This is a genomic window from Exiguobacterium sp. R-39 (genome assembly GCF_049942815.1).
Lineage (GTDB): Bacteria > Bacillota > Bacilli > Exiguobacteriales > Exiguobacteriaceae > Exiguobacterium_A.
Map to the genome: position 1 here is coordinate 1,344,379 of NZ_CP187965.1, position 20,312 is coordinate 1,364,690.

General features: G+C 43.0%; 28 protein-coding genes. 19 read left to right on the forward strand and 9 right to left on the reverse strand.

Going from position 1 to position 20,312, the window contains the following annotated elements; translation table 11 throughout:
- The first annotated feature begins 84 nt into the window (after positions 1 to 84).
- Positions 85 to 1,323: a beta-ketoacyl-ACP synthase II gene (gene fabF, locus ACP26N_RS06865; RefSeq protein WP_426355138.1), complete on the forward strand. Its 1,239-nt coding sequence runs from the start codon at positions 85 to 87 to the stop codon at positions 1,321 to 1,323.
- 160 nt (positions 1,324 to 1,483) lie between these two features.
- The gene (locus ACP26N_RS06870; RefSeq protein ID WP_426355139.1) at positions 1,484 to 2,299 is read left to right on the forward strand and encodes an HAD-IIB family hydrolase; all 816 of its coding nucleotides are present in this window, start codon (positions 1,484 to 1,486) and stop codon (positions 2,297 to 2,299) included.
- 53 nt (positions 2,300 to 2,352) lie between these two features.
- Here ACP26N_RS06870 and ACP26N_RS06875 read toward each other — a convergent pair whose 3' ends face one another.
- The gene (locus ACP26N_RS06875) at positions 2,353 to 2,994 is read right to left on the reverse strand and encodes a DUF3885 domain-containing protein (protein WP_426355141.1); all 642 of its coding nucleotides are present in this window, start codon (positions 2,992 to 2,994) and stop codon (positions 2,353 to 2,355) included.
- A 594-nt stretch (positions 2,995 to 3,588) separates the two neighbouring features.
- Here ACP26N_RS06875 and ACP26N_RS06880 point away from each other — a divergent pair.
- Positions 3,589 to 4,934, forward strand: a protein-coding gene (locus ACP26N_RS06880) for an IS3 family transposase (protein WP_426355143.1) whose coding sequence is annotated in 2 segments (ribosomal slippage) — positions 3,589 to 4,027 and positions 4,027 to 4,934 — 1,347 coding nt in all. Because the reading frame shifts where the segments join, the coding sequence is not laid out codon by codon here.
- Positions 4,935 to 5,199: 265 nt separating this feature from the next.
- On the opposite strand, the gene ACP26N_RS06885 is transcribed toward ACP26N_RS06880, so the two are convergent.
- Both ACP26N_RS06885 and ACP26N_RS06890 read right to left on the reverse strand, forming a co-directional pair.
- A complete protein-coding gene (locus ACP26N_RS06885) occupies positions 5,200 to 6,183 on the reverse strand; it encodes an aldo/keto reductase (RefSeq protein ID WP_131972912.1) in 984 nt (327 codons plus the stop codon).
- Complete coding sequence (locus ACP26N_RS06890) at positions 6,158 to 6,568, reverse strand: MerR family transcriptional regulator (protein ID WP_165871638.1); 411 nt, start codon at positions 6,566 to 6,568, stop codon at positions 6,158 to 6,160. Before ACP26N_RS06890 ends, ACP26N_RS06885 begins: the two co-directional genes overlap by 26 nt.
- A gap of 439 nt (positions 6,569 to 7,007) precedes the next feature.
- On the opposite strand from ACP26N_RS06890, the gene ACP26N_RS06895 reads away from it, so the two are divergent.
- Entirely contained in the window at positions 7,008 to 7,457 is a 450-nt protein-coding gene (locus tag ACP26N_RS06895) for a DUF1569 domain-containing protein (protein WP_131972910.1), read from the forward strand.
- A gap of 65 nt (positions 7,458 to 7,522) precedes the next feature.
- Here the strand turns inward: ACP26N_RS06895 and ACP26N_RS06900 are convergent, their stop codons facing one another.
- Positions 7,523 to 8,086, reverse strand: coding sequence for a GNAT family N-acetyltransferase (locus tag ACP26N_RS06900; protein WP_214855119.1), 564 nt, complete (start codon positions 8,084 to 8,086; stop codon positions 7,523 to 7,525).
- A gap of 17 nt (positions 8,087 to 8,103) precedes the next feature.
- Positions 8,104 to 8,451 carry a hypothetical protein gene (locus tag ACP26N_RS06905; protein WP_131972908.1) on the reverse strand — a complete coding sequence of 116 codons (348 nt, stop codon included), beginning with the start codon at positions 8,449 to 8,451 and terminating at the stop codon, positions 8,104 to 8,106.
- A 203-nt stretch (positions 8,452 to 8,654) separates the two neighbouring features.
- On the opposite strand from ACP26N_RS06905, the gene ACP26N_RS06910 reads away from it, so the two are divergent.
- Positions 8,655 to 9,110 (forward strand): NUDIX hydrolase, encoded by a 456-nt coding sequence (locus tag ACP26N_RS06910; protein ID WP_131972907.1) that lies wholly within the window; start codon positions 8,655 to 8,657, stop codon positions 9,108 to 9,110.
- Here the strand turns inward: ACP26N_RS06910 and ACP26N_RS06915 are convergent.
- On the reverse strand, positions 9,101 to 9,679 hold the full coding sequence (locus ACP26N_RS06915) for a histidine phosphatase family protein (protein WP_426355147.1): 579 nt from the start codon (positions 9,677 to 9,679) through the stop codon (positions 9,101 to 9,103). The two genes, ACP26N_RS06910 and ACP26N_RS06915, sit on opposite strands and share 10 nt — an antisense overlap.
- 441 nt (positions 9,680 to 10,120) lie before the next feature.
- On the opposite strand from ACP26N_RS06915, the gene ACP26N_RS06920 reads away from it, so the two are divergent.
- Together ACP26N_RS06920 and ACP26N_RS06925 are read left to right on the forward strand one after the other, a co-directional pair.
- The gene (locus tag ACP26N_RS06920) at positions 10,121 to 10,339 is read left to right on the forward strand and encodes a His/Gly/Thr/Pro-type tRNA ligase C-terminal domain-containing protein (protein ID WP_426355148.1); all 219 of its coding nucleotides are present in this window, start codon (positions 10,121 to 10,123) and stop codon (positions 10,337 to 10,339) included.
- A gap of 166 nt (positions 10,340 to 10,505) precedes the next feature.
- The gene (locus tag ACP26N_RS06925) at positions 10,506 to 10,877 is read left to right on the forward strand and encodes a hypothetical protein (protein WP_426355150.1); all 372 of its coding nucleotides are present in this window, start codon (positions 10,506 to 10,508) and stop codon (positions 10,875 to 10,877) included.
- A gap of 144 nt (positions 10,878 to 11,021) precedes the next feature.
- Here ACP26N_RS06925 and ACP26N_RS06930 read toward each other — a convergent pair whose 3' ends face one another.
- A complete protein-coding gene (locus tag ACP26N_RS06930) occupies positions 11,022 to 11,243 on the reverse strand; it encodes a hypothetical protein (RefSeq protein WP_426355151.1) in 222 nt (73 codons plus the stop codon).
- Positions 11,244 to 11,383: 140 nt separating this feature from the next.
- Between ACP26N_RS06930 and ACP26N_RS06935 the strand changes: the two genes are divergently transcribed.
- Positions 11,384 to 12,058: a hypothetical protein gene (locus ACP26N_RS06935; RefSeq protein ID WP_426355153.1), complete on the forward strand. Its 675-nt coding sequence runs from the start codon at positions 11,384 to 11,386 to the stop codon at positions 12,056 to 12,058.
- Positions 12,059 to 12,111: 53 nt separating this feature from the next.
- On the opposite strand, the gene ACP26N_RS06940 is transcribed toward ACP26N_RS06935, so the two are convergent.
- Positions 12,112 to 13,020 (reverse strand): helix-turn-helix transcriptional regulator, encoded by a 909-nt coding sequence (locus tag ACP26N_RS06940; protein ID WP_188004182.1) that lies wholly within the window; start codon positions 13,018 to 13,020, stop codon positions 12,112 to 12,114.
- Positions 13,021 to 13,097: 77 nt separating this feature from the next.
- On the opposite strand from ACP26N_RS06940, the gene ACP26N_RS06945 reads away from it, so the two are divergent.
- The 5 genes from ACP26N_RS06945 (at position 13,098) to ACP26N_RS06965 (ending at position 15,871) form a co-directional block, all read left to right on the forward strand.
- Complete coding sequence (locus ACP26N_RS06945) at positions 13,098 to 13,553, forward strand: VOC family protein (RefSeq protein ID WP_426355155.1); 456 nt, start codon at positions 13,098 to 13,100, stop codon at positions 13,551 to 13,553.
- 178 nt (positions 13,554 to 13,731) lie between these two features.
- Positions 13,732 to 14,052, forward strand: a complete 321-nt coding sequence (locus ACP26N_RS06950) for a hypothetical protein (protein WP_426355156.1) — start codon at positions 13,732 to 13,734, stop codon at positions 14,050 to 14,052.
- A 46-nt stretch (positions 14,053 to 14,098) separates the two neighbouring features.
- Positions 14,099 to 14,374, forward strand: a complete 276-nt coding sequence (locus ACP26N_RS06955; RefSeq protein ID WP_426355157.1) for a hypothetical protein — start codon at positions 14,099 to 14,101, stop codon at positions 14,372 to 14,374.
- Positions 14,375 to 14,400: 26 nt separating this feature from the next.
- Entirely contained in the window at positions 14,401 to 15,270 is an 870-nt protein-coding gene (locus tag ACP26N_RS06960; protein ID WP_426355158.1) for an SMI1/KNR4 family protein, read from the forward strand.
- Positions 15,260 to 15,871 carry a hypothetical protein gene (locus tag ACP26N_RS06965; RefSeq protein ID WP_426355160.1) on the forward strand — a complete coding sequence of 204 codons (612 nt, stop codon included), beginning with the start codon at positions 15,260 to 15,262 and terminating at the stop codon, positions 15,869 to 15,871. Before ACP26N_RS06960 ends, ACP26N_RS06965 begins: the two co-directional genes overlap by 11 nt.
- A 61-nt stretch (positions 15,872 to 15,932) precedes the next feature.
- Here the strand turns inward: ACP26N_RS06965 and ACP26N_RS06970 are convergent, their stop codons facing one another.
- Positions 15,933 to 16,460: a hypothetical protein gene (locus tag ACP26N_RS06970; RefSeq protein ID WP_426355162.1), complete on the reverse strand. Its 528-nt coding sequence runs from the start codon at positions 16,458 to 16,460 to the stop codon at positions 15,933 to 15,935.
- Positions 16,461 to 16,827: 367 nt separating this feature from the next.
- Here ACP26N_RS06970 and ACP26N_RS06975 point away from each other — a divergent pair, with 367 nt between their 5' ends.
- From ACP26N_RS06975 to ACP26N_RS07000, 6 genes are all read left to right on the forward strand, one after another.
- Positions 16,828 to 17,409 (forward strand): hypothetical protein, encoded by a 582-nt coding sequence (locus tag ACP26N_RS06975; protein ID WP_426355164.1) that lies wholly within the window; start codon positions 16,828 to 16,830, stop codon positions 17,407 to 17,409.
- Positions 17,410 to 17,553: 144 nt separating this feature from the next.
- Entirely contained in the window at positions 17,554 to 18,093 is a 540-nt protein-coding gene (locus ACP26N_RS06980) for a hypothetical protein (protein WP_426355165.1), read from the forward strand.
- Positions 18,094 to 18,123: 30 nt separating this feature from the next.
- The gene (locus tag ACP26N_RS06985; protein ID WP_426355166.1) at positions 18,124 to 18,780 is read left to right on the forward strand and encodes a hypothetical protein; all 657 of its coding nucleotides are present in this window, start codon (positions 18,124 to 18,126) and stop codon (positions 18,778 to 18,780) included.
- Positions 18,781 to 18,818: 38 nt separating this feature from the next.
- Positions 18,819 to 19,541: a DUF2750 domain-containing protein gene (locus ACP26N_RS06990; protein WP_426355168.1), complete on the forward strand. Its 723-nt coding sequence runs from the start codon at positions 18,819 to 18,821 to the stop codon at positions 19,539 to 19,541.
- A 114-nt stretch (positions 19,542 to 19,655) separates the two neighbouring features.
- Positions 19,656 to 19,892 carry a hypothetical protein gene (locus ACP26N_RS06995; RefSeq protein ID WP_131972892.1) on the forward strand — a complete coding sequence of 79 codons (237 nt, stop codon included), beginning with the start codon at positions 19,656 to 19,658 and terminating at the stop codon, positions 19,890 to 19,892.
- A gap of 18 nt (positions 19,893 to 19,910) precedes the next feature.
- Positions 19,911 to 20,303 carry a DUF5412 family protein gene (locus ACP26N_RS07000; RefSeq protein ID WP_131972891.1) on the forward strand — a complete coding sequence of 131 codons (393 nt, stop codon included), beginning with the start codon at positions 19,911 to 19,913 and terminating at the stop codon, positions 20,301 to 20,303.
- Positions 20,304 to 20,312: the final 9 nt, after the last annotated feature.

Genomic DNA, 20,312 nt, shown 5'->3' on the forward strand with positions numbered 1-20,312 from the left:
TAATTTATAATAGGATAAACAGCCACTTGTAATAGGATAGTAAACGGATATGATTACCCTATACGATTACGAGGAGTGAGGAATTTGGAACGAGTGGTTATTACAGGTGTTGGTGTGATTTCTCCTATTGGAAATGATGTCGATACATTTTGGAAGCATTTAATTGAAGGAAAGTCCGGTATTTCAATGATTGATACGTTTGATACAACGCCGCATAAAGCGAAGATTGCTGGAATCGTCCGTGATTTTGATGCGGAACAGGTCATCGGGAAAAAAGAGGCACAGCGACTGGATCGGTTCACACAGTTTGCACTCGCAGCAGCAACTCAAGCCTGGGAAGATGCGGAATTAGAAGGCATTTCCATCGATCCAGAGAAGATGGGTGTGTATGTCGGTTCAGGAATAGGCGGAATCGAGACCCTGATTCAGAACGTGGATGTCCTGGATAAGCGGGGACCGAGAAGAGTAAGTCCGAGTTTAGTACCGTCCATCATGTCAAATGCGGCTGCGGCTCATATCAGCATCAAATGGAAAACCATGGGCCCGACGATGTCGCCTGTATCGGCATGTGCCATTGGAAATACGGCAATCGGAGAAGCATTCCGGCTGATTCGTATGGGAGAAGCGGATGTCATGTTTGCAGGAGGGACGGAAGCCGCAATCACGGATTTATCTTTAGCAAGTTTCGGAAACGCGACTGCCTTATCTACACGAAACGATGCCCCCACTCAAGCCAGCCGTCCGTTTGATGCAGGACGGGACGGGTTTGTGATGGCCGAGGGGGCGAGCATCCTAATCGTCGAATCACTGACACATGCTTTAGCAAGAGGCGCAAAAATTTATGCCGAGATTACGGGATATGGTGCGAGTTCTGATGCGTATCATATCGTGGCCACCCATCCGGAAGGTCAGGGCGCATATCTGGCCATGAAAAAGGCATTGCAGAGTGCCGGAATCGAAGCCGGTCAAATTGACGTCATCAGTGCGCATGCAACCAGTACCTTGGTGGGCGACCAGTCAGAAACGTTGGCCATCAAAAAACTGTTTCAGGAGCATGCCTACACGATTCCCGTTACAGCAAACAAGTCTATGCTTGGACACATGCTCGGAGCGGCAGGAGGAGCGGAAGCGATTGCCTTGGCGAAGAGTTTACAGGAGGGGATTATCCCGCCGACGATCAATCTCGAAACAGCAGATCCTGTATGTGATCTGGATTATGTTCCGGGAGAGGCCCGGACTGCAGAGATGACATTCGGTTTATCCAATTCCTTTGGGTTTGGCGGTCATAATGCGGCGATTGTCTTAAAAAAATACGAAGGATAACCGATTGATTTCTTAATGAGATGGACGCAACAGGAAACAGTTCGTCACGACCAGTCTTATTCGGCACCGTCTTGACCGGGTATCACTTGCATCGAATTCAGCAGTGAGCCAATATGAAGGGGAAGCTACAAAATCGAGTATTCAAAAGGGGATTCGACAGATGATTAAGCTGATTTTGACTGACATGGATGGCACGTTCTTAAACAGTAGCGGCGATTTTAATAGGACCTTTTTTCAAGAAATCCAGACGTTGTTGAAGCAACACGATATTCAATTTGCACCAGTCAGCGGTAAGCAGTGTGAACGGATTGAAGAGCTCTTTTTGGAAGCCGCCAACGGGATGTGGATTTTAGGCGACAGTGCGACGCGGATTAAACGGGCGGGTACTTACGTTTATGAATCCCTGCTTCCGAACAACATCGGTCGTCAAATTATCCGGCAATTGGAGAAACTGGAGCTCGGACATACGATCATCGCCTGTACAAAAACAGCAGCAGTCGTCAGCGAGACGATTTCAGACGAGAAGTGGGCAATCATCCGTGGATCGTACAGACAGGTGGAGCGGGTCGCAGACTTAACGGCGATTGAAGACGATTTTGTCAAAATTACCATTCATTATCCGAAGTTACGTTGTTTTGAGACGGTCAAGTCACTGGAACCGTTCCGGGATAGTGTTTATTTTGTTGCCTCGGAAGCCGCCTGGATCGATATCGCGAATCATGGGGTCCACAAAGGAACGACCGTTGAACAATTGCAACGGATCTTACAGGTCCGGCCGGATGAGACGATGGCATTTGGTGACGGCTATAATGATTTGGAACTGTTTGAACAGGCGGATTTCAGCTATGCCGTCAGTAATGCCGTACCGGAGTTGAAGGCCCGGGCGCATGCCGTAATCGGATCAAATGATGCGGACAGTGTGTTGCAAACGATTCAGCGGACGATCGAGGAACAGGCGGAAATCAAGATAACTTGAGGACACGTAAGGAAAGCTGAAATAGATGGAGGCAAAACAGTCAAATTAAAATGTCATGGTTTCTCAATCGGAAAGCTATCTGACTGATCCGATTTATATGTTTCCTTCAGACGGTGAAAGGTTTCTTCCTCATTGAGCAGAATGAAACAACCCCGGTCGTCAAAAATATACAGGATGATGTCTTTGCCCGGATTCACAAAATAAATCTCGGGATAGTACGTCTGTCTTGATTTAAATCGGGGATACAACTCAGGAAAGTCTTGATTACAGATCGCTTGAAGCAACTTTTTATAACGAATGGTCTGTCTGCTCGGCAACAAACGGGCGTATTGGTAAATGACTTCCTCCTCACCACGGACATGCTTTTTTTCAAACTCAATCGCGTATCGTTCCTTGTTATTTTTGAGAAAACGCTCAAAAATTTCCGTACTTTTCATTGCAGGAGAATAAAGTTCTTTTCGGACACGTACAATGAGATACAGACGATCATCTTCTTGAAACAGATCTTCAAACAAAGTGAGGGATTTTTGATAGACCTTCTCAAAGTACGCCATGTTCAGTTCGTCAGAATCCTCTTGAATTTGGTAAAGTCCTTTTTGCAAGTCGAGACTGAGTGTCAGCGGACGCTCCGCAAAAGATTCTTCCAAAATATCTGGATTGTCAAAGTGAGTGCGGAAATAAGCATTTAGATTCATAAGGACTTCCTTTCTTATTGATCGTTATGTACTTTTCTGATGGGATTAAATAAAGAATGATGCCTCCAGATAAATAAAAATGTTAGCGTATACATAAGCAAAATAAAACGATTTACCAAAAAAGAATTGAATTCCTAGCGAATCAGCATGTAACATCTCATCCAAAGGACATTATGGACTTTTTTGTTTTCGGATAAATGCAGCACTTAATATTACAATTCAGTTCTTGTATTCGATTTTTTTCAAGATTAGTCGATAGACTAAAAGCAAATAAGACAAATGACCGTCAAGTAGACAAGACAAAATCTTTTAAGCAACTTAATTCCTGATTCTAATAAATTCAAGCTATTTAGTTGTTACTGGTACCGTTCTTCATTATAAAATTGAAGGTGCCACCGAATCGCTTGACAGAGTTGATTAGGAATTACGATTGGTATGTAGAACAAGATGTCATACAGAGTGCACTCCAAGGTGAATTCAAACGTTAGGAAATATGAATGAAAATTCTTCATGTAACCATTAAAAAGCACCCCTCAAAATGAACTGCCCCATAAAAGTTGGACATGAAAATCCAACTTTTATGGGGTGTTTTTTATGGTCAAATATACGAAGGCGTTTAAAATCCAGGTCGCTGAACGTTATCTGACGGGACGAGACGGATACCAAGGTGTGGCGAAAGAATTCGGGATAGCGCGTCAACTGATCCGTGACTGGTCGCGTCTCTATGAAAGTTGGGGGGAGACGATCTTCGATCCTTCCTATACAACCCACTCGCCGACATTTAAACTGGAGGTATTAAATGACATGGCGACCAACGGGCTGTCCCGCATAGAGGCGGCTATAAAATACCGAATCTCCTCCCCAGGGATGATCTCGAACTGGCGATCAACGTATGAACGGGAAGGGGTCGAGGGTCTGGTCGCCAAACCGAAAGGACGTGCCCCGATGGCGAGACGCAAAAAGAATCCTGAAGAGATGACAAAGGTTGAGAAGCTCAAGGAGCGAATCGAGTACCTCGAGATGGAGAACGCTGCGTTAAAAAAATTGAGAGCCTTGGTTCAAGAAGAGAACGCGCGACGAACCGGATCAAGGCGCAAGTGATCGACGAGTTGCGGGCGATCTATCCCGTCCCGGGACTCCTCCGCGTGCTCGGTATGGCCCGAAGCGTCTACTACTACTGGCGGACGCGCCTGACGGGCGAAGACAAGTATGCGGAGGTGAAGGCAGCCATCCATACCCTCTTCCACGAACACGAGGGGCGATGTGGCTATCGTCGCATCCACGCACTCCTCGAACGCCAGGGCTTCCGGCACGACCCGAAGACCATACGCCGTCTCATGAACGAGCTCGGGCTTAAGTGCCTCGTCCGCATGAAGCGATACCGCTCCTATAAGGGGCGAGTCGGGAAGGTCGCGCCTAACCTTCTCCAACGGGACTTTAAGGCCTCCGGCCTGAACCAGAAATGGGTGACCGACGTCACTGAGTTTCACCTCTTCGGGGAGAAGCTCTACCTCTCGCCGATGATGGACTTGGGAAACCGTGAGATCATTGCCTATACCATGTCGGACCGTCCCACATACCAATTCGTCGGCGAAATGTTGGACCAGGCAATCAGAAGGCTCGATGGAGAAGCCCAACCAATCCTCCATTCCGACCAAGGTTGGCATTATCAATACCGAGCGTTCATCGATACGCTCCACGAGCACGGCATCACGCAAAGTATGTCCCGTAAGGGAAACTGTCTCGACAACGCAGCCATCGAAAGCTTCTTCGCCGTGCTCAAGTCAGAGCTCCTATATCTCAAGGAGTTCGATGACATGGACCACTTCAAATGTGAGCTCAAGCGTTATATCGAGTACTATAACCATCGTCGTATTAAGAGACGACTAAAAAACCTGAGCCCGGTGGAATACCGGACTCAGGTCCTCAAGGTCGCCTGACGAATTATTTATTGTCTAACTTTTTTGGTTCAGTTCAAAAAGTAGACATTTTTTATTTCGACCGTCTACTTTTAAGGGGTGCTTATCATTTATGTTGTAATGGCTATAAAAAGAGTTGTTTTGGAGTATCAACCAAAAGTTTAGACACGATTTTTATTCGTTACTAAAAATTGAGTTTTTCGTTTTGTGAAACTGAGTTACATCCTAATTTTTTTGTTCAAAGACGAAGATTGATAAACAGATATTAGGTAAAAATTAATTTATTTTATTTAGCCGACCAGTCGGGAAGTTGTTCTTCTCGGTGACGGTCTCCAGCTGCAATCCCTTTAGGTGAGACTTCCTCAATGCGGGCTATTTCAGCTGGTGTCAGCTCAATTTCACTAGAATATACATTTTCTTCTAAATATTCAACTCTTTTGGTACCTGGAATCGGCGTTACTCCCTGGGCCATTATCCAGGCTAACGCAAGTTGGGAAGGAGTAACACCTTTTTGATGAGCTAAAGATTCGATATGCTTAACTAAATCGACATTACGTTGGAAGTTTTCACCGTTAAAGCGGGGAAGATAACGCCGGGCATCATCTTCGGCTAAGTCTTCGAAGTGCTTAATTTGACCTGTAAGGAATCCCCTTCCTAGTGGGCTATAGGCAACAAACTCAATTTCAAGTTCTTGGCATAAAGAAAATAGGTCGTCTTCGGCCTCACGACTCCACAAAGAGTATTCAGTCTGAAGTGCAGTAATAGGATGGATATCATGTGCCCGTTTAATCTGATTGATAGAAGCTTCGGACAACCCTAAATAACGGACTTTACCTTCCTTGACAAGTTCGCTCATAGCGCCTACCGTTTCTTCAATTGGGACGTTGGGATCAACTCGGTGTTGATAATATAAATCGATATAATCTGTACCCAAGCGTTTTAGGCTGGCTTCACAAGCTGACTTGACGTATTCAGGACGACCGTTAATTCCAAGAAATGAACCACCTTTTCCTCGCACAGAACCAAATTTTGTTGCTAGCACAATTTCAGAGCGGCGCCCTTTAAAAGCTTTTCCAATTAATTTTTCATTAGCACCCGCACCATACGTATCTGCGGTATCCCAAAAATTCACCCCAAGTTCAGCGGCACGATGCAAGGTACGAATCGACTCAGCATCCTTCCGTATGCCGTAGTATTCCGACATCCCCATGCACCCAAGCCCTAATACAGAGACTTCAAGTTCACTATTCTTTAAGCGTTTGGTCTTCATTTAAACTCACTCCTCGAGTTGATTCGATTAGATGTTTGAAATTATTGACTTTGTAGTTTAGTAAATTAAGAGTTTTCTGCATGTCTTCCATTTGCTTCTTGAACTTCTTCTGCTGCTGATCAAGAATCTCGTAACAATGTTCGTATTGTCGTTCATCAGAATAGGATAAATATTCTCTGATATTTTGAAGTGTCATACTCGTTTTCTTTAACTGCACAATAAACTGCAATCGGTGTAAATCGCTTTCGGTATAAATGCGATGGCCATTTGCTTTTTTATTTGGTATGGGCATCACCTTTTCTTTTTCATAAAAACGAATGGTGTCCGTTGTCACACCTGTAAGTTCGCCCAACTGTTTAATGGAATAATTGGATTTTTGATTCATCTTCAGTTCTCTACTTTCTAGAAAGAGTAATAAGTTAAAAGTCCCTGCGCATTGGGATGGTTTCATCCTACTACTTGGAGAAGACTCCAAGTCAAGCTTTTAATGAGAAGGTTATTTAAAAATTCAGTGAGTTGTCATAGATGGCTTCCTCTTGACTAGACCTATACATAATTCCTCTTTTTTTCTCTAGTAATGAGTAAAGAAAGAAACTGGGATAGCCATCAAGAAAAAGCGAACACGTCTTCGCAGACGTGAAGTAGAAATGTGGCAGGAGATAACCCGATCATAGTGTCCTCAAAAAACATTAGTCCAATTGATGCTTACTTTCATTTATTTAAAGTTAATTTTTTTCGTCTCTTACATTAAAGGAAGAAGGGAAAATAACGTAAATGTCGAATTTTATTTCAAATGCATATTTTAAAAAATAAGGAGTTTTCTAATGAATAACATTTTTGATCTTATTCATGCAAAGGAAATAATGCAACGTATTGACAAATTAAATGTAAATTCACGACCCCAATGGGGAGAAATGGATGCCGCTCAAATGTTAGCGCATTGCTCTGCCTTTCAAGATATCGCCATGGGAAATTCTTTTCCTCCACGAAGTTTGTTAGGTGTTTTTGTAGGAAGAATGGCAAAATCGGTTTTTTATAATGACAAGCCCCTGCCAATAAATATGTCTACAATTCAAAGCGTTTTAATTGAAGATAAAAAAGAGTTTGAAAGAGAAAGAGCAAATCTCATCCAAAAGATTAAGACTTTTCAAAAGAATGGACCAGAAAATTGTACAACGCACCCACATCCTTTTTTTGGTAAACTCACTCCCGAACAATGGGGAAAAGGAATCTTTAAACATCTTGACCATCATTTAAAACAGTTTGATGTGTAGTCATTATTAACTGAAATAATTTTTGAACTGCCTCCACTTCTAGGTGAAACTTAAGTGGAGGCAGTTTAATTTCCCCTCATCCATTCTGATTGAAGAAACGAATACATGTACAAATCATCAAAATGACCGCGTGTTTTCTCGTATTGACGCAATAGTCCTTCCCGCTGGAAACCAAGCCGTTCGAGTAACCGTTGAGAGGCCGTGTTGTTCGGCAGAACGAGCGCTTCGATCCGGTTTAGGTCCCATTCATTAAAACCGTGAGCGAGTACGGCCCGAACGGCTTCTTGTGCCAGTCCTTTGCCCCAGTGAGCAGGACTCAGTTCAAAGCCGAGTTCCGCCCGCTGATGCCGGGAAGAACGGTTCAGGAAACCGCAACTGCCGATGATGTCAGAAGTCGCATGTTCGGTGATGCCCCAGCGGAGACCGGTCTGTTCTGTTCGGATGGAGTGATACCAGTTGATTTCGTCCAACGCATCAGCTTCCGTTTGGAACGGGTCGAGTCCCATTTGTGTGACGACCTGTTCGTCCGCGAGATACGTCAGCAGACTCGGAGCGTCAAGCGGCGTGACTTCGCGTAAGGTCAGCCTTTTTGTTGTGAGTACAGGAAATGCAAGTGTCGTCAAAGTCATCCCTTCTTTCTAAACATTTAATACAGTCCGGTCATCGTCAGTTTCAACAGCATCGAGATGATGTAGGTTTTTGCCGTTCGCGTATCTGTAAACTGTTGCTCGTCAAACGTTTTCCCCCGTTCACGGAAGAATGTATGCCATACACCCTGTTCCTGGTAGTAATAGAATCCGTCCGCCAGCCGGTCGCCTGAGGGTGAATCTGGAAAACCGTGTTTTTCGGTATAAGCGAAGACATCTGCTTCGGTGACGGTAAACACATCCAAATAGGAATGATTCCGCATGTCAGAGACATTCAGTGTGTCGCAGGCAAACTGATACGGATTGCCGTACAGGAGAACTCTGATTTGTGTATCGTGGTCAATCATATCCTTCGACTCCTGTCCTTAAAAAATGGTGATATCGACGTTCGAAATGTATTTCCATCATTTTAACATTTGGATTATTGTAAAACCATATGATGGTAAAATAGAAGGAGAAATTTGGCATTCGTTCAGAAGCTTCAAGGTTGTTATAGCACCGTCTCTGGATAGGTTATGTACGATATAAAATGGAAAGCAGGAACAAAATAATGAACTATATCATGGAACTCCGAAAATTTGTCGGTACACGTCCGCTCGTCGTACCCGGCGCTTGTGTCATCGTCCTGAATGAACAAAAGGAAGTGTTATTACAACTGCGCCGCGATAATCACTGTTGGGGACTTGCCGGCGGAGCACTCGATCCGGGTGAAACGCTGGAGCAGGCAGCGGCCCGTGAACTGTTTGAAGAAACCGGACTGACGGCAAATCGGCTTGAGTTATTCAACGTCTACTCCGGCAACGACTTTTACTATAAATATCCGCACGGGGATGAGGTCTACAATGTCATCTCGGCCTATATCTGCCGCGACTATCAGGGGACATTGGTACAGGACGATAAAGAAGTCGCGGACTTACGGTTCTTCCGTTTAGACGACTTACCGGACAAAATCAATCCGCCGGAACATCCGATTTTGCTCGAGTTCATTGCAATGTATCAATCATAAAGCGGCAACGCGACACGAGACACGTTCACAAGTTCTGTTCCTGTAAAAGTAAGTTGATAGATATCCGGTTTGGTCGTCTGCCACAGAAAATCAAAGTCGTACTTCGGATCAAAGTAGTTAAGAATCGCCGTCATGATCAATCCGTGCGTGCCGATGACGATTCGTTTTCCAGGATGATTTTGCAGGATGGAGGTCAACGCTTGAACACCGCGGCGCTGACAGGATTGAAACGATTCCGAGCTGTCGCGTGAAAAAGCATGATCAGCAAACATTTGTCGGACGAGCGGATAAACATCCGTTTGCGGCATCGTCTGGTTTTGTCCGGAGAAAACACATTCCCGCAAGTTCTCGTCGATCCGGATAGCTTGTCCGAGTGAACGGGCTGCTCCTTCAATCGTCAACAAGGAACGTTGATACGAACTGGAGAAAAACAGGTCAATCTTTTCATCTCTTAAGTAAGTTGTAACGTGTTGCGCGGCAATTAGTCCGGCATCAGTCAACCCGCGTTTCCGTTCATCAAAATCGGTTTTCGGAGACTCGGCATGGCGTACAAAGTAAATGGTAGTCATGAGTAGAAGATGCCTCTTTTCTTTGAATAAGTAAGATCAGGTCTTGGAGGTGAAACGTAATTGAAACGGCTGAAACAACGGAAAAAATTCATAGGTCTTGGCTTTGCTATTTTAATAAGTAGTGTATACCTTGTTGATTATTATGAACGATAGACGATGAAGAAACCAACCCGTTTTGTCTATCAAGCGAAAAGTGCCTCATGGGAAGGTATGATCGAAGTAAAGCAGGCAAAGAACGGGTCTGGTTCGTTCGAACATCGGCAGTGTAGGGAGGTATGATAATGCGATCGGAGGATTGCTGAAAACCGGACAGACGTTTTCGGACGTCGGGATTTCGTTTGGTTTGGACGTCATCTTGTATGCCTTTGAACAATTGGGTCGCGTCGGGAACATACGACGACGGACCAGTATATCATTCCGGTCGGCACGATTCCGGAAGCAATGAAACTGGCCGTCCGTTTGAGAAAAGCAGGGCACCGGGTCGAAGTGGAACTATCCGGGAAGAAGGTCAATAAAGCAATGGAGCGGGCCAACCGGGAACACATTCCGGAAGTCATCGTCCTCGGCGAAAATGAGCTCCAAAACGGTTTCTTTGACATTAAAGACATGACAACAGGGGCAACGACACGCATTAAGTATCCTGCTAGCACTTTCTCGTGAGGCCAAGGAAACAAAAAAACGCAGATGCTCTATTCTTCAAAGATATAATTGTTCAAGCATGATTATCAAACTAAATAACCTGTACAATGGTATTTAAAAACGGATTTTCAAGTAGTGACTAAATTATTATAAGTTTTTCAATTTTAATGTTAAAGAGGTGGACGAAATGCCCGAATTTCCTAATGAAATTGACTTTCTTTCTTTGTTTGAATACGAACCCACTTTATTGGATACCTCGGAAGACTATCCATTTTACTACAATGAAGCAACATACCGATTTACTAACGGAGAAGAAGACTTCGTTGTTAAGCTTTGTCCCTCGTATGGAGAAGTGGAAATTCAAGTTACTAAAAGTGATTCAAAGAGATTGTTGTCACTATTGGAATTTAAACAAGTAGAAAATTTTAAAATTATAGCAGATAAAAAAGACCATTCAAACGTATTACTAATGGTTATAAATGAAGAGACTCAGCAAATGATTGAAATAGAATTTAAACCATATTTCAAACTTATTTTCAAAGAGCATCTAACCAGATAAGATTAATTCTTGTCAGTTAATGCTAAATGAAGAGCGAAAGCTCCAGGAAGCACCTTCATTTTTTAAACAGCTCGGTGAGGGTCCTCAATACCTGTATTCACATAGTTTTATATCTAAAATCAACATTAAAAATTAATATAGCTTTTACATAAAATGCTTCCGTTTATACAGTCTATCTTCGATCCGCATCCAAACACGTGTAGCAAGATACACATTTGCAATCGTACTGAGTAAGAGGAGACCAAGCATGATTATGCCACTCTTATCAACAGCGAGGAGCGGTTGGAAGATGCTAAAGACCGCAGTCAACTGTAATGGTACGGTAAGGTTGAGCCAAACAGAAAAAAACAACAGTGGTTTCCACATATAATTCATCCTTTCGTCTTTCATTTTTTCTTTTAGTATATCAAAATGCATACCGGATACTAGAAAAAATGGAAAGCCAAGGCAAGGTTCGTTATGCTTAAAAGAATAGAACGATACGATGATAGGGTGAAGAGAATAAAATGACAGAAGTCCTGATTTTAGAAGAACCTGTTACGACAAATTTCATAGAAGATTTAGTGCATCCCCATCGGTTTGACGGAGGTTTACCTGTTGTGCATCGTTTAAGCGGAGAAGGACACGTCGAAGAAGGTCGAGAATTTTTAATGGCATTCTTAACACATCAAGCGGTCTTCCCGTTGTATGTGCATTTTGTCGACGAGTATGAACTGTCTGAAGACTTTACGACCTTTTTTCAACAACATCAGATTGACTATACGGTTGACGACTGTGGCGGCAACTTGAAATCTTACGGATATAAACGGTACAACTACTACTCTTGTCTTACGGTAAAAATTAAAAATCCTGATGATTTACGGCTTGTATTAAACAAAACGTACTGGCTCGCATCTGAAAATGTATTCTACTGCATCAGTCATGCGGATACTTTGACATTCGAATGGGGAGACTTCCTAGAGCGGGGAGTCAAAAGAAGACGATCCGTCGCTGTATTTGATTTTGATGCTTCAAAGACCTACATCACCACTGATTATGACGGGTTAGGATTTTGTATCCTCAGCCGGGATACGCAGTATGCTTCTCTTGCTGGCATGATTGCCAGTTTGCTGGACCAGATGGTCGTTACGCAAATTAATGATGAAGTCATAGAGGAAGACGATGACTTCTCTCTTCTATAATACTTATGATGTTTGCTGCGTTAGGACCGTTGTGATGAATGATTAAAAAATACTTAATCGTACGATGCAATAGCTTCTCGTAAAAATTCCAAGTAGTTGTCTATGAAATGTTGTGGACTTAGAATTTTAACCATGTTTCCCAAACCGGCTAAGAACTGATAGGAAAACGGGCTCTCAGGTAATTCAATGTTCGCCAAATAGTGATGGATCGTCACTTCCGTAACAGATTTTTTTCCATATCTCTCGATGAATTGATCTCGTACGCGAGCATCAATTAATAGTTGCACCGTGACCATATCTAATTTTGCTGCCTTGTCATGGCTTTTTATTAGGTCTTCTTCAGATCTTGGTTTAAAAAAACCTGCTTTTTGAATGTCTAACATTCTTGTCAACTTAAACGTACGGTAGTCGTTTCGTTCCCGGCTGTAACCAACCAGATACCAATGCCTCTCGATGAATTGCAGTTTATATGGTTCTACGATCCGACACGTTCTTTGTCCAACCTGATCGATATAGTCAAACTTCAACAACCAATGCTGTTCGATTGCCTGATTGATGAATGCAATGTCTTCTTTGATTTCTTCTCTTCCCGACCAATCATAGAAGGACAGGTCAAGCTTTGATGGGATATGTGTTTTAGACATGGCTTTGATTTTTTGAATCGTCATCTGAATGTTGGGATTCGTTATTAATTGATCGTATCCGGCCAACGAAATCAGGATATTTTCTAAATCATTGTGATTTACTAACCGTTTATCGAACTTGTATTCGTCCATCAATGCATATCCACCTTCAGCACCATGTTGCGCATAGATGGGGATGTTTGCATAACTCAATGCTTCCATGTCTCGTTGAATCGTCCGTTTTGAGACATTGAATAGCCGGCTGAATTCTGAAGCGGAGATTATTTCTTTTTGCAGTAGAATCATTACGATGGAGATGAGCCGTTCAATTTTTTTCATGAAGTCCTCCTATATACGACACCTCGTTGTCACCTATAGCCTATTATACTTGGATTAAACAAAGGAGGAGATAAAAAATGAAAACGGTAGCTTATTTACAATTCGATGGTCAAGCAGAAGAAGCATTGACGTTCTATGAAAAAGCGTTACAGGCAACAGATGTTAAGAAAGTACGATTCAATGCTTTAGGAGAGAATCCAAATATGCCGCTTGAAAAAGAGGATCAAGAGTTAATCATGGAGTCACGTATTGAATTTGCGGGGAATACCTTAATGCTTTCAGATGTTCCTTCTGGAATGCAAACCGTGACAGGAGGAATTCACAAAGGGAATTCTCTTCTGATCAGTATTGTCGATGCGACACCGGAAGTGAATTCCTCTCTTTTTAACGGTCTCTCTGAAGGAGGCGCTATCATCATGCCTTTATCACACACGCCTTGGTCGGCCAGTTTCGGAATGCTGATTGATCAATTTGGTGTGACATGGAAATTTAACAGTGAAGCGAGTAAGTTTCTAGAGAGTTTTACAAAGTAAAAATGAAAAGAGTCATCAAAAACGGGATGCATGACATGGAAAGAGCTGGTTCTCCGGATTTATGGAGGCCGGCCTTTTCTATATTTCGCAAATTAGTGACGACCGGTTGGTTGAAGGCGAAACCGATTACCCTTAAAACACGTAAAAGAAATATCGAACGGAAGATGGAGGAATGAAAGTGGAACTTGTTTTATACAATCTGTGTCTGATTGCCTGTATCGGAACAATCGCGGCCCTTCTGTTTAATCGGTTGCAACCGAGTAGTCATATTCGGACGATCAGCGTCAGTTTGACTATTTTGTTGCTGGTTTTGGTCAGTGTAACCGCGTTGCTTGGATGGAATGCTGCAGAGGAAAAGCTGTACCGGTCATTTTATTTTTTAGTCATGAATATCTTTTCGCTCTGGTCTGTACGAATTGAAGGGAATAATAGGAGAACCATCGTCTGGTCGCTGACGCTGGCCTTGGTCGTATTGGTGTTTGGAACAATTTTAGGATGACATATGATAGAAATCATACATAGTCGTTAAAAAGGAGCTGTTCATATTGAAGAAAAAAATGTTGATCATCTCCATTGTGTTGATGGTAGGCGGTGTATTTGGAAACATACTTTTTACCCGACTCGGTTATTTTCCGAATGCAGATTTCCGGATTATGAGTATTCCGTTAGCAGCGGGACCGCATTACTTTAATCTGGGACTGGTGTTGCTTACCATGACGCTAATCGGACTGGTGTTATTCCCATGGTTTCTGGAGAAAAAACAATTTTCGAAAACGTTGATGGCACTTATACTAATTATTTGGTTGCCTGAAGCCGTCTAAACAACATGGACAGGAGCGAAGATGTCGTGAGTAAACTCATTAAACGTCTACACCCCGATTCAAGGGTGCCCGGGGCATCAGCTGTTGACCTGAAAAAAGCAGAACGTGCCTTAGGTGTTTTGTTTCCGGATGAATACAAAGACCTTTTTTTACAGACGAATGGTGCACAGTTTGGCGAATGGAGCCTGTATCCTGTACCAACGAGACAAGAAGTCTTACAGGATATCGTTCGTCACAATGAGAAGCGTCCGGCTGGCTTGCCCGATGACTTGATTTGTATCGGTGAAAATCTAACGGGTGACAAGCTGTGTTACCGGATCCGGAAACGTTTCCTGCAAGAGCTCGTCTTTAGATGGAACGAAAAAACGGGAATCGCAAAATATCCGTCGTCTTCTTTGGAACAGTTCGTCGATTGGCATGTCCCGAAACGAAAAACGAATCAGGCCTACCGACTTGGCCGTTTCATGGTAGAGGGCAACGAACTGATTGTGACAGATCCTTATTACGGATTAGAGGAAGATACCGATTTACAACTGATTTTGTCGAATGTGAAATCAGGCAGCTGGACCGCAGCTATCATTTACACGGAAGACGAATGGGTTAAGCAATTACTTGTTTTTGAAGGGGGCAAAAAGCGGAGCGGCAAATGGCACCGGCAGGATCAACCAATCGGCGTGGACTCGGCACTGGCTGGCATTTTTGATGGGACAGCTTATCGTCAGCATCAAGCGATGGAGTTCGAGACTGTTGTTTCTGCCGACGATCAAGCCGGTATCGTCTCATTTGGTGCCGTCTCAACGTCGGGTTTCGGAGACGGACTGTACGATGTGGACGTACAGTATGATGTCTCGAGGCAAATCGTCGGCGTACGGGTCAACTTCGCAGATGATGAATGAAGGAGTTGGGATAATGGAGTTGGATGGTATGTTGGTCGGTGAAGGAACTGCTTTTATCTTTCCATCCGAGGACAAAGGAAAAGTTCGTTTTCACTGTCATGAGGATGATGAAGAATACGCAGATGTTGATATGGATCAGTTGTTGAAAGAGTCGTGGCAGGAAGGGATGGATCTTTACAGCAAGAACATTCAAGAATTTTTACTTGAATTGGGCCACTATCCTTTGTACGTCCATAGTATGAGTGGTTCGGACAAAATCAATCTTTCACCTGACGCTGACAGCAGAACAAGATTTGACCGGTGGAATATCTATCATCGATTGACCATCACTTCAGAAGAAGCATTTCTTCATTATTTTCCTAAAGTCTATCAAGATGCATACAATAACGAGAGTATATTGTTTTCAAGCGAGAAGACGGTTAAAATCGATGAAACAAAAAATGACTTTTATTTTAAAAAGTTCATGTTGAACTTCTCGGAAGATGAGCGGAATTGTTTCTTCCTATGGTTAAATCATGACGGCAATGGATTTGACTTTATTTCAAATTTTTCAAATCATCCGTATCAACACGAAACGATTGAAATCGAGGACGCTGAATGAGCGGATATGGTAAAAGGAGTGCAACCAGGCGATGGAAACAGATCCGGTTACACTCTTTTTGTTATTCTTTCACTTCTGCAATTGTCTCGAAGATTCGTGAATAGACATCTTTGACATTTTTATCGTTCTTTTGATTGTTGTTTAATCCGTATTCCCAGTAGCGATAGCTGTCCTTTTTCTCTAGCAGATAACCGGATGCATAAGCATCATTTACCTCGCTCGCATTGTCATACGTCAAGTTTTCAAAAACAAAGGGAAGGAACCCTTTTGTCGTCTCTAAGAAGAAAATCGGAACATCGAGTTTCCGGTACACCTTGATGTACTTCTCTTCATCTGCCTGTTTTAGAATATCTTTTGTGATGAACACTGCATCAAATTTTGAGGAAACGCGGTTCGTGTCCTCCAATTCTTCAAATGAGAGTGTTGAAAACTTTACATTTTTCTCTTGGAGATCAGGCTGTTCTCCGATCACACCGATGTTTAAGTATGTTCCATCATAGGAAGAAGCTTTTACTTCTTTTGATATGTCTGAACCACAACCAGCTAGTGCAGTAGCGGCAATGAGTGAACCAAACAACAATTTTTTCATGTACAAACTCCTTTCACATTCATTTAATAATGATGTTATTATACCAATAATTTGGGAAATATAGTTGAGGTGAAGATAGAAAAACAGAAGTTAACAATTAAAAATAAAAATTCCCAATAATGTTATCTGATTATATAATATGAAGTGTAAATGGAAATTCATTTAGACATTGTTTAGACGGTGAAGAAAGAAAATGAAAATTACATATGAATTATATTGTGAATTTGTAAAAATAACGTAGTGATTACTTCAGAAAATAAACGACATGCTCAACAGGAACTGATGGTTTCGGTGAAGAAGCTGAAAACGATTATTTCAAAGAAATATACGCGCAATCATACGTTGCTGAAGAGAGGGAGAAAGCAACATGTTAGTCGATCACTACAAACAGGTTCATCATCTAGAAGTCAATATACCGAAGGATGAGCGTTTTCAAAAGTATGAACATCTCAATATTTATTTTGAGTGGGGATTCGCGATTAACCAATCAACCGAAGAAGTTGCCAGCGAGGATGCGATGTGGTTACTCGGACAAACGAATGCATTTCCAATCTGTATGGTCTTTGATGTATTTGATTTTTCGATGGAGGAAACGATTGCGGTTTTCGAATCCTTCGACATACCGTATGAGACGTCAAGCAATGACGTAATAAAGCTCATTGATGGAGAAGAAGCTTCGCGTGAGACTAACATACGGCTTATCATTGATCAGAAAAAAACGTTGCGAGAAATGATTCCATTCCTGCACGCATGCGGATGTCACGGTCAGAAAAATTATCTCTATTCCGTGATCATGGACGGAACAGATGTATTATCAGCCACAGAAGACTTTCCGGGAATCGATGTCTCATACGCCGTCGTTGCGGTCGGACCGGATGGAGAAGGTGTGGATGTCATCGGACCGAGGGAACAGATCATTCCGCTGTATCGGCAAGTCCGAAACAGGTAGATGCAGGACAGATCATGACCCTTGCCAATTTTATTAGGATTGACGAGAGGTCAGGTCAAGAAGATTGATTGAGGGAATACAGGATCAAATCAGAAAAATCTCACTTCTAAGAAATCGAACGAACATGAAGGAGAGGACGACAGGATGCAAGTCATTCAAACAAAAGATGGTCGTGATCATTACTGGATGTATGTCAAGGACGGCCGGACGTTGTATACGTTGCAAGGCATTGTCGGAGACATAACGGAAGAACCGGAAAGTGAACAGAAATTTTCCCGTTTTTTCAATCTGGATGGCTATATCCGGGAGCTGGTGGAGGCAAAGATTGCAGACGGCTACCGCTTGGTCCATGAACAGGACTTTAAAGAAGTCATCGTTGAGCTGACCTGCAACGAGGAACAGTATGATGCCGTTTGGGAAAGTCGTTCGAAAATCGAGGAAGATCTCGAAGAATTTCTTGGAGTGACCGGAAATGGTTATTTTTTAGAGGATGATTATGGGTCGGAAGCAATCGAATTCGTCCTCTATGTCCTCGCCCCGTCTTATATCGTCGAACCGGTCGTTGAATATTTTAAGGAAAAATATGACGTAACTCAGATCCGGATGGGTCAAGCAAAAGTTCATTACGGCAGGCGCTTGACTGGACTTTATCCTGCAGGAAAGAACTTTAATCGGAAAAATTGAGAAGTGATGAATCTAAAGGGAGTAAAAGGCATGAATGAGCTGATAATCTTCGAAACCCCTTTTCAGAAAAAAATTATCCAGCGGACACTTCAGGCGTATCAAATCAACGTGATTGGTCAAATGCAAACCGTATATGAAGTCATGTGTTATGACCATGCAGTAGACGGCTACATGAGTGAACTGACCGAGAAAGTGTTATGTGATGTGTTAGTACGTTATGATTGTTTTCCCTTATACATCACGACCAGTTTTGATGAATTGAGAGAAGATGATCTGCATATTCTGGAGCATTTAAAAACGCGGCCACTCAGTTGTCACGAACATCCACGATATGAAGGCGATCAGCGTCGCACGAATTTTTATTGTTGTATCGAAGTATTAAATGCGAATGATTTACATTTCGTGTTAGCCGAGACATTTTTTCGAGCCGCTTGGAGTGAAACGTTGATCATCACATTTACGCGACCCACGTATCAATTAAAGATCTCTGGAAAATGGATTTTCAAAGAAGCAAAATATACGCATGTACTCGATGCACGTGATGAGTTGCCGTTCATCCTTCCTTCTCATGACGCGCTTGGCTTCATGTGGTTTACAAACGGAGATGCTTTCAAGACAGTGAATCAGCTAAAAACGATTTTACCGGAAAATTATAAGGTGGATCACATCATTGATACAGAGACGTAAATGGAAGAAACGAAATTATACATAAAGGAGTAGTGGAAATGGAACATCAGATCGGATTACCCTTCATTACAGAAGAACGGTTGCAGGAAGTCGAGGCAGAACTCGGGTTTTCGCTGCCGGCTGAGTTGCGGGCGTACTATAAAAAAGAAAACAAGTTCGAAGCCGGTGAGTGGCAATTTCATCCGATCAAGGACGAACAATATATCAAGCGGACATGGGAGGATATCGTCCATGTCAACTCGACGGATGCAGAAGAATATCCGGACGGCTTTTTCCGGATTGCTACACACGGTTCCGGGGATGAGCTCGGTTATCTCTTGCCGGACGCTGAGACGATCGTCCTGTGGGATCACGAGGAACAGGAATTGTTCCCGGTTGCCCCGGCGCTTGCAGCCTTTATGGAACAAGAGCAACAGCTATTAGAAAGTGCCATGCAAGCGGATGAATTCTTTGAAACCGTGCTCGAGACAAAAGCTGTCTACGGATTATCGAAATTGAAGCAGTCGGGCTGGGCCTATTGCCCGTCGAATCAAGAGGAAACGGATGTCTTGTTGTTCTTCTCGACGGAAGAAGGCGCACGTGCCTGTCAGACAGACGGATGGGAAAATTATCATTTGATTCGTCTCGATCTCGATGTCTTTAGAGACGGCTGGTTACCGAACATGATTCAAGACGGTTTGTACTGCGGACTCAACTGGAATGCCAGTCTGCAAGGACTCGAGCTGAACCCGGAGAACGTTCTCGAGGAACTCGAAGGGTAACGACATAGTAAGCACCACTTTTTCAAGCGGATGAGCGAAAAAGTGGCTTTTTAATGAAACCGACTTTTCAAACAAGACGTAGTTGAAATGATAAGTTAACGAATCGGGGGAAAAATGATCGTATCATTCATCGGAATCGGAGTCGTCCTTGCTTTGTTCGGACTGGGTCTGAAATGCGTCCGATCCAAACATCCAGACGAGACACCCTTTTTAGACGCGGCTAACGGAACAGATTCAATTATTGGATCGGTCGTGATGTTTCTCCTTTGTTCCTTATCCGTCAAACAGTACGGCTATCTTTGTGTTGTCGGTGGTTTTCTACTGCTGTACGGGATCAGTGCGTCATGGTAAAAAGCAAGAAAAGAGGAAATGAACGTGTGGAAAAAAATTAGAATCATCGCCAGTCTACTTGGCATACTGCTGGCGGGATATTTGGCCTGGCAAATCTACATCTCGCTCTTCGCCGTAGATATCAAATACGTACCGCAAGGTGATTTATACAAGACGGTTACTTCTCCGGACGAGCGGTATACGTTACGGTTTTACCGTTCGAGCGGTGGGGCGACGACGGGATTTGCGATGCTCGGCATCATGGAAGATCAAAAAACAAAAGAACAGCGGCGTGTCTACTGGGAATATCCGTGTAGAGAGGTAAGTGTGAAATGGCGACGGGACGTTGTCATTATTAATGACACCCGCTTAAACATCTGGACCGAGATGTATGATTTCAGATTGGATCAACCGATTTATCCAGCAAAATAGAGTTCATGA

Bases quoted from the DNA above. Each gene is read 5' to 3' on its own strand.
- ACP26N_RS06870 (WP_426355139.1), top strand. From the start codon at position 1,484: ATGATTAAGCTGATTTTGACTGACATGGATGGCACGTTCTTAAACAGT.
- ACP26N_RS06875 (WP_426355141.1), bottom strand. From the start codon at position 2,994: ATGAATCTAAATGCTTATTTCCGCACTCACTTTGACAATCCAGATATT.
- ACP26N_RS06885 (WP_131972912.1), bottom strand. From the start codon at position 6,183: ATGAAGACCAAACGCTTAAAGAATAGTGAACTTGAAGTCTCTGTATTA.
- ACP26N_RS06890 (WP_165871638.1), bottom strand. From the start codon at position 6,568: ATGAATCAAAAATCCAATTATTCCATTAAACAGTTGGGCGAACTTACA.
- ACP26N_RS06895 (WP_131972910.1), top strand. From the start codon at position 7,008: ATGAATAACATTTTTGATCTTATTCATGCAAAGGAAATAATGCAACGT.
- ACP26N_RS06900 (WP_214855119.1), bottom strand. From the start codon at position 8,086: ATGACTTTGACGACACTTGCATTTCCTGTACTCACAACAAAAAGGCTG.
- ACP26N_RS06905 (WP_131972908.1), bottom strand. From the start codon at position 8,451: ATGATTGACCACGATACACAAATCAGAGTTCTCCTGTACGGCAATCCG.
- ACP26N_RS06910 (WP_131972907.1), top strand. From the start codon at position 8,655: ATGAACTATATCATGGAACTCCGAAAATTTGTCGGTACACGTCCGCTC.
- ACP26N_RS06915 (WP_426355147.1), bottom strand. From the start codon at position 9,679: ATGACTACCATTTACTTTGTACGCCATGCCGAGTCTCCGAAAACCGAT.
- ACP26N_RS06920 (WP_426355148.1), top strand. From the start codon at position 10,121: ATGAAACTGGCCGTCCGTTTGAGAAAAGCAGGGCACCGGGTCGAAGTG.
- ACP26N_RS06925 (WP_426355150.1), top strand. From the start codon at position 10,506: ATGCCCGAATTTCCTAATGAAATTGACTTTCTTTCTTTGTTTGAATAC.
- ACP26N_RS06930 (WP_426355151.1), bottom strand. From the start codon at position 11,243: ATGTGGAAACCACTGTTGTTTTTTTCTGTTTGGCTCAACCTTACCGTA.
- ACP26N_RS06935 (WP_426355153.1), top strand. From the start codon at position 11,384: ATGACAGAAGTCCTGATTTTAGAAGAACCTGTTACGACAAATTTCATA.
- ACP26N_RS06940 (WP_188004182.1), bottom strand. From the start codon at position 13,020: ATGAAAAAAATTGAACGGCTCATCTCCATCGTAATGATTCTACTGCAA.
- ACP26N_RS06945 (WP_426355155.1), top strand. From the start codon at position 13,098: ATGAAAACGGTAGCTTATTTACAATTCGATGGTCAAGCAGAAGAAGCA.
- ACP26N_RS06965 (WP_426355160.1), top strand. From the start codon at position 15,260: ATGATGAATGAAGGAGTTGGGATAATGGAGTTGGATGGTATGTTGGTC.
- ACP26N_RS06970 (WP_426355162.1), bottom strand. From the start codon at position 16,460: ATGAAAAAATTGTTGTTTGGTTCACTCATTGCCGCTACTGCACTAGCT.
- ACP26N_RS06975 (WP_426355164.1), top strand. From the start codon at position 16,828: ATGTTAGTCGATCACTACAAACAGGTTCATCATCTAGAAGTCAATATA.
- ACP26N_RS06980 (WP_426355165.1), top strand. From the start codon at position 17,554: ATGCAAGTCATTCAAACAAAAGATGGTCGTGATCATTACTGGATGTAT.
- ACP26N_RS06985 (WP_426355166.1), top strand. From the start codon at position 18,124: ATGAATGAGCTGATAATCTTCGAAACCCCTTTTCAGAAAAAAATTATC.
- ACP26N_RS06990 (WP_426355168.1), top strand. From the start codon at position 18,819: ATGGAACATCAGATCGGATTACCCTTCATTACAGAAGAACGGTTGCAG.
- ACP26N_RS06995 (WP_131972892.1), top strand. From the start codon at position 19,656: ATGATCGTATCATTCATCGGAATCGGAGTCGTCCTTGCTTTGTTCGGA.
- ACP26N_RS07000 (WP_131972891.1), top strand. From the start codon at position 19,911: ATGAACGTGTGGAAAAAAATTAGAATCATCGCCAGTCTACTTGGCATA.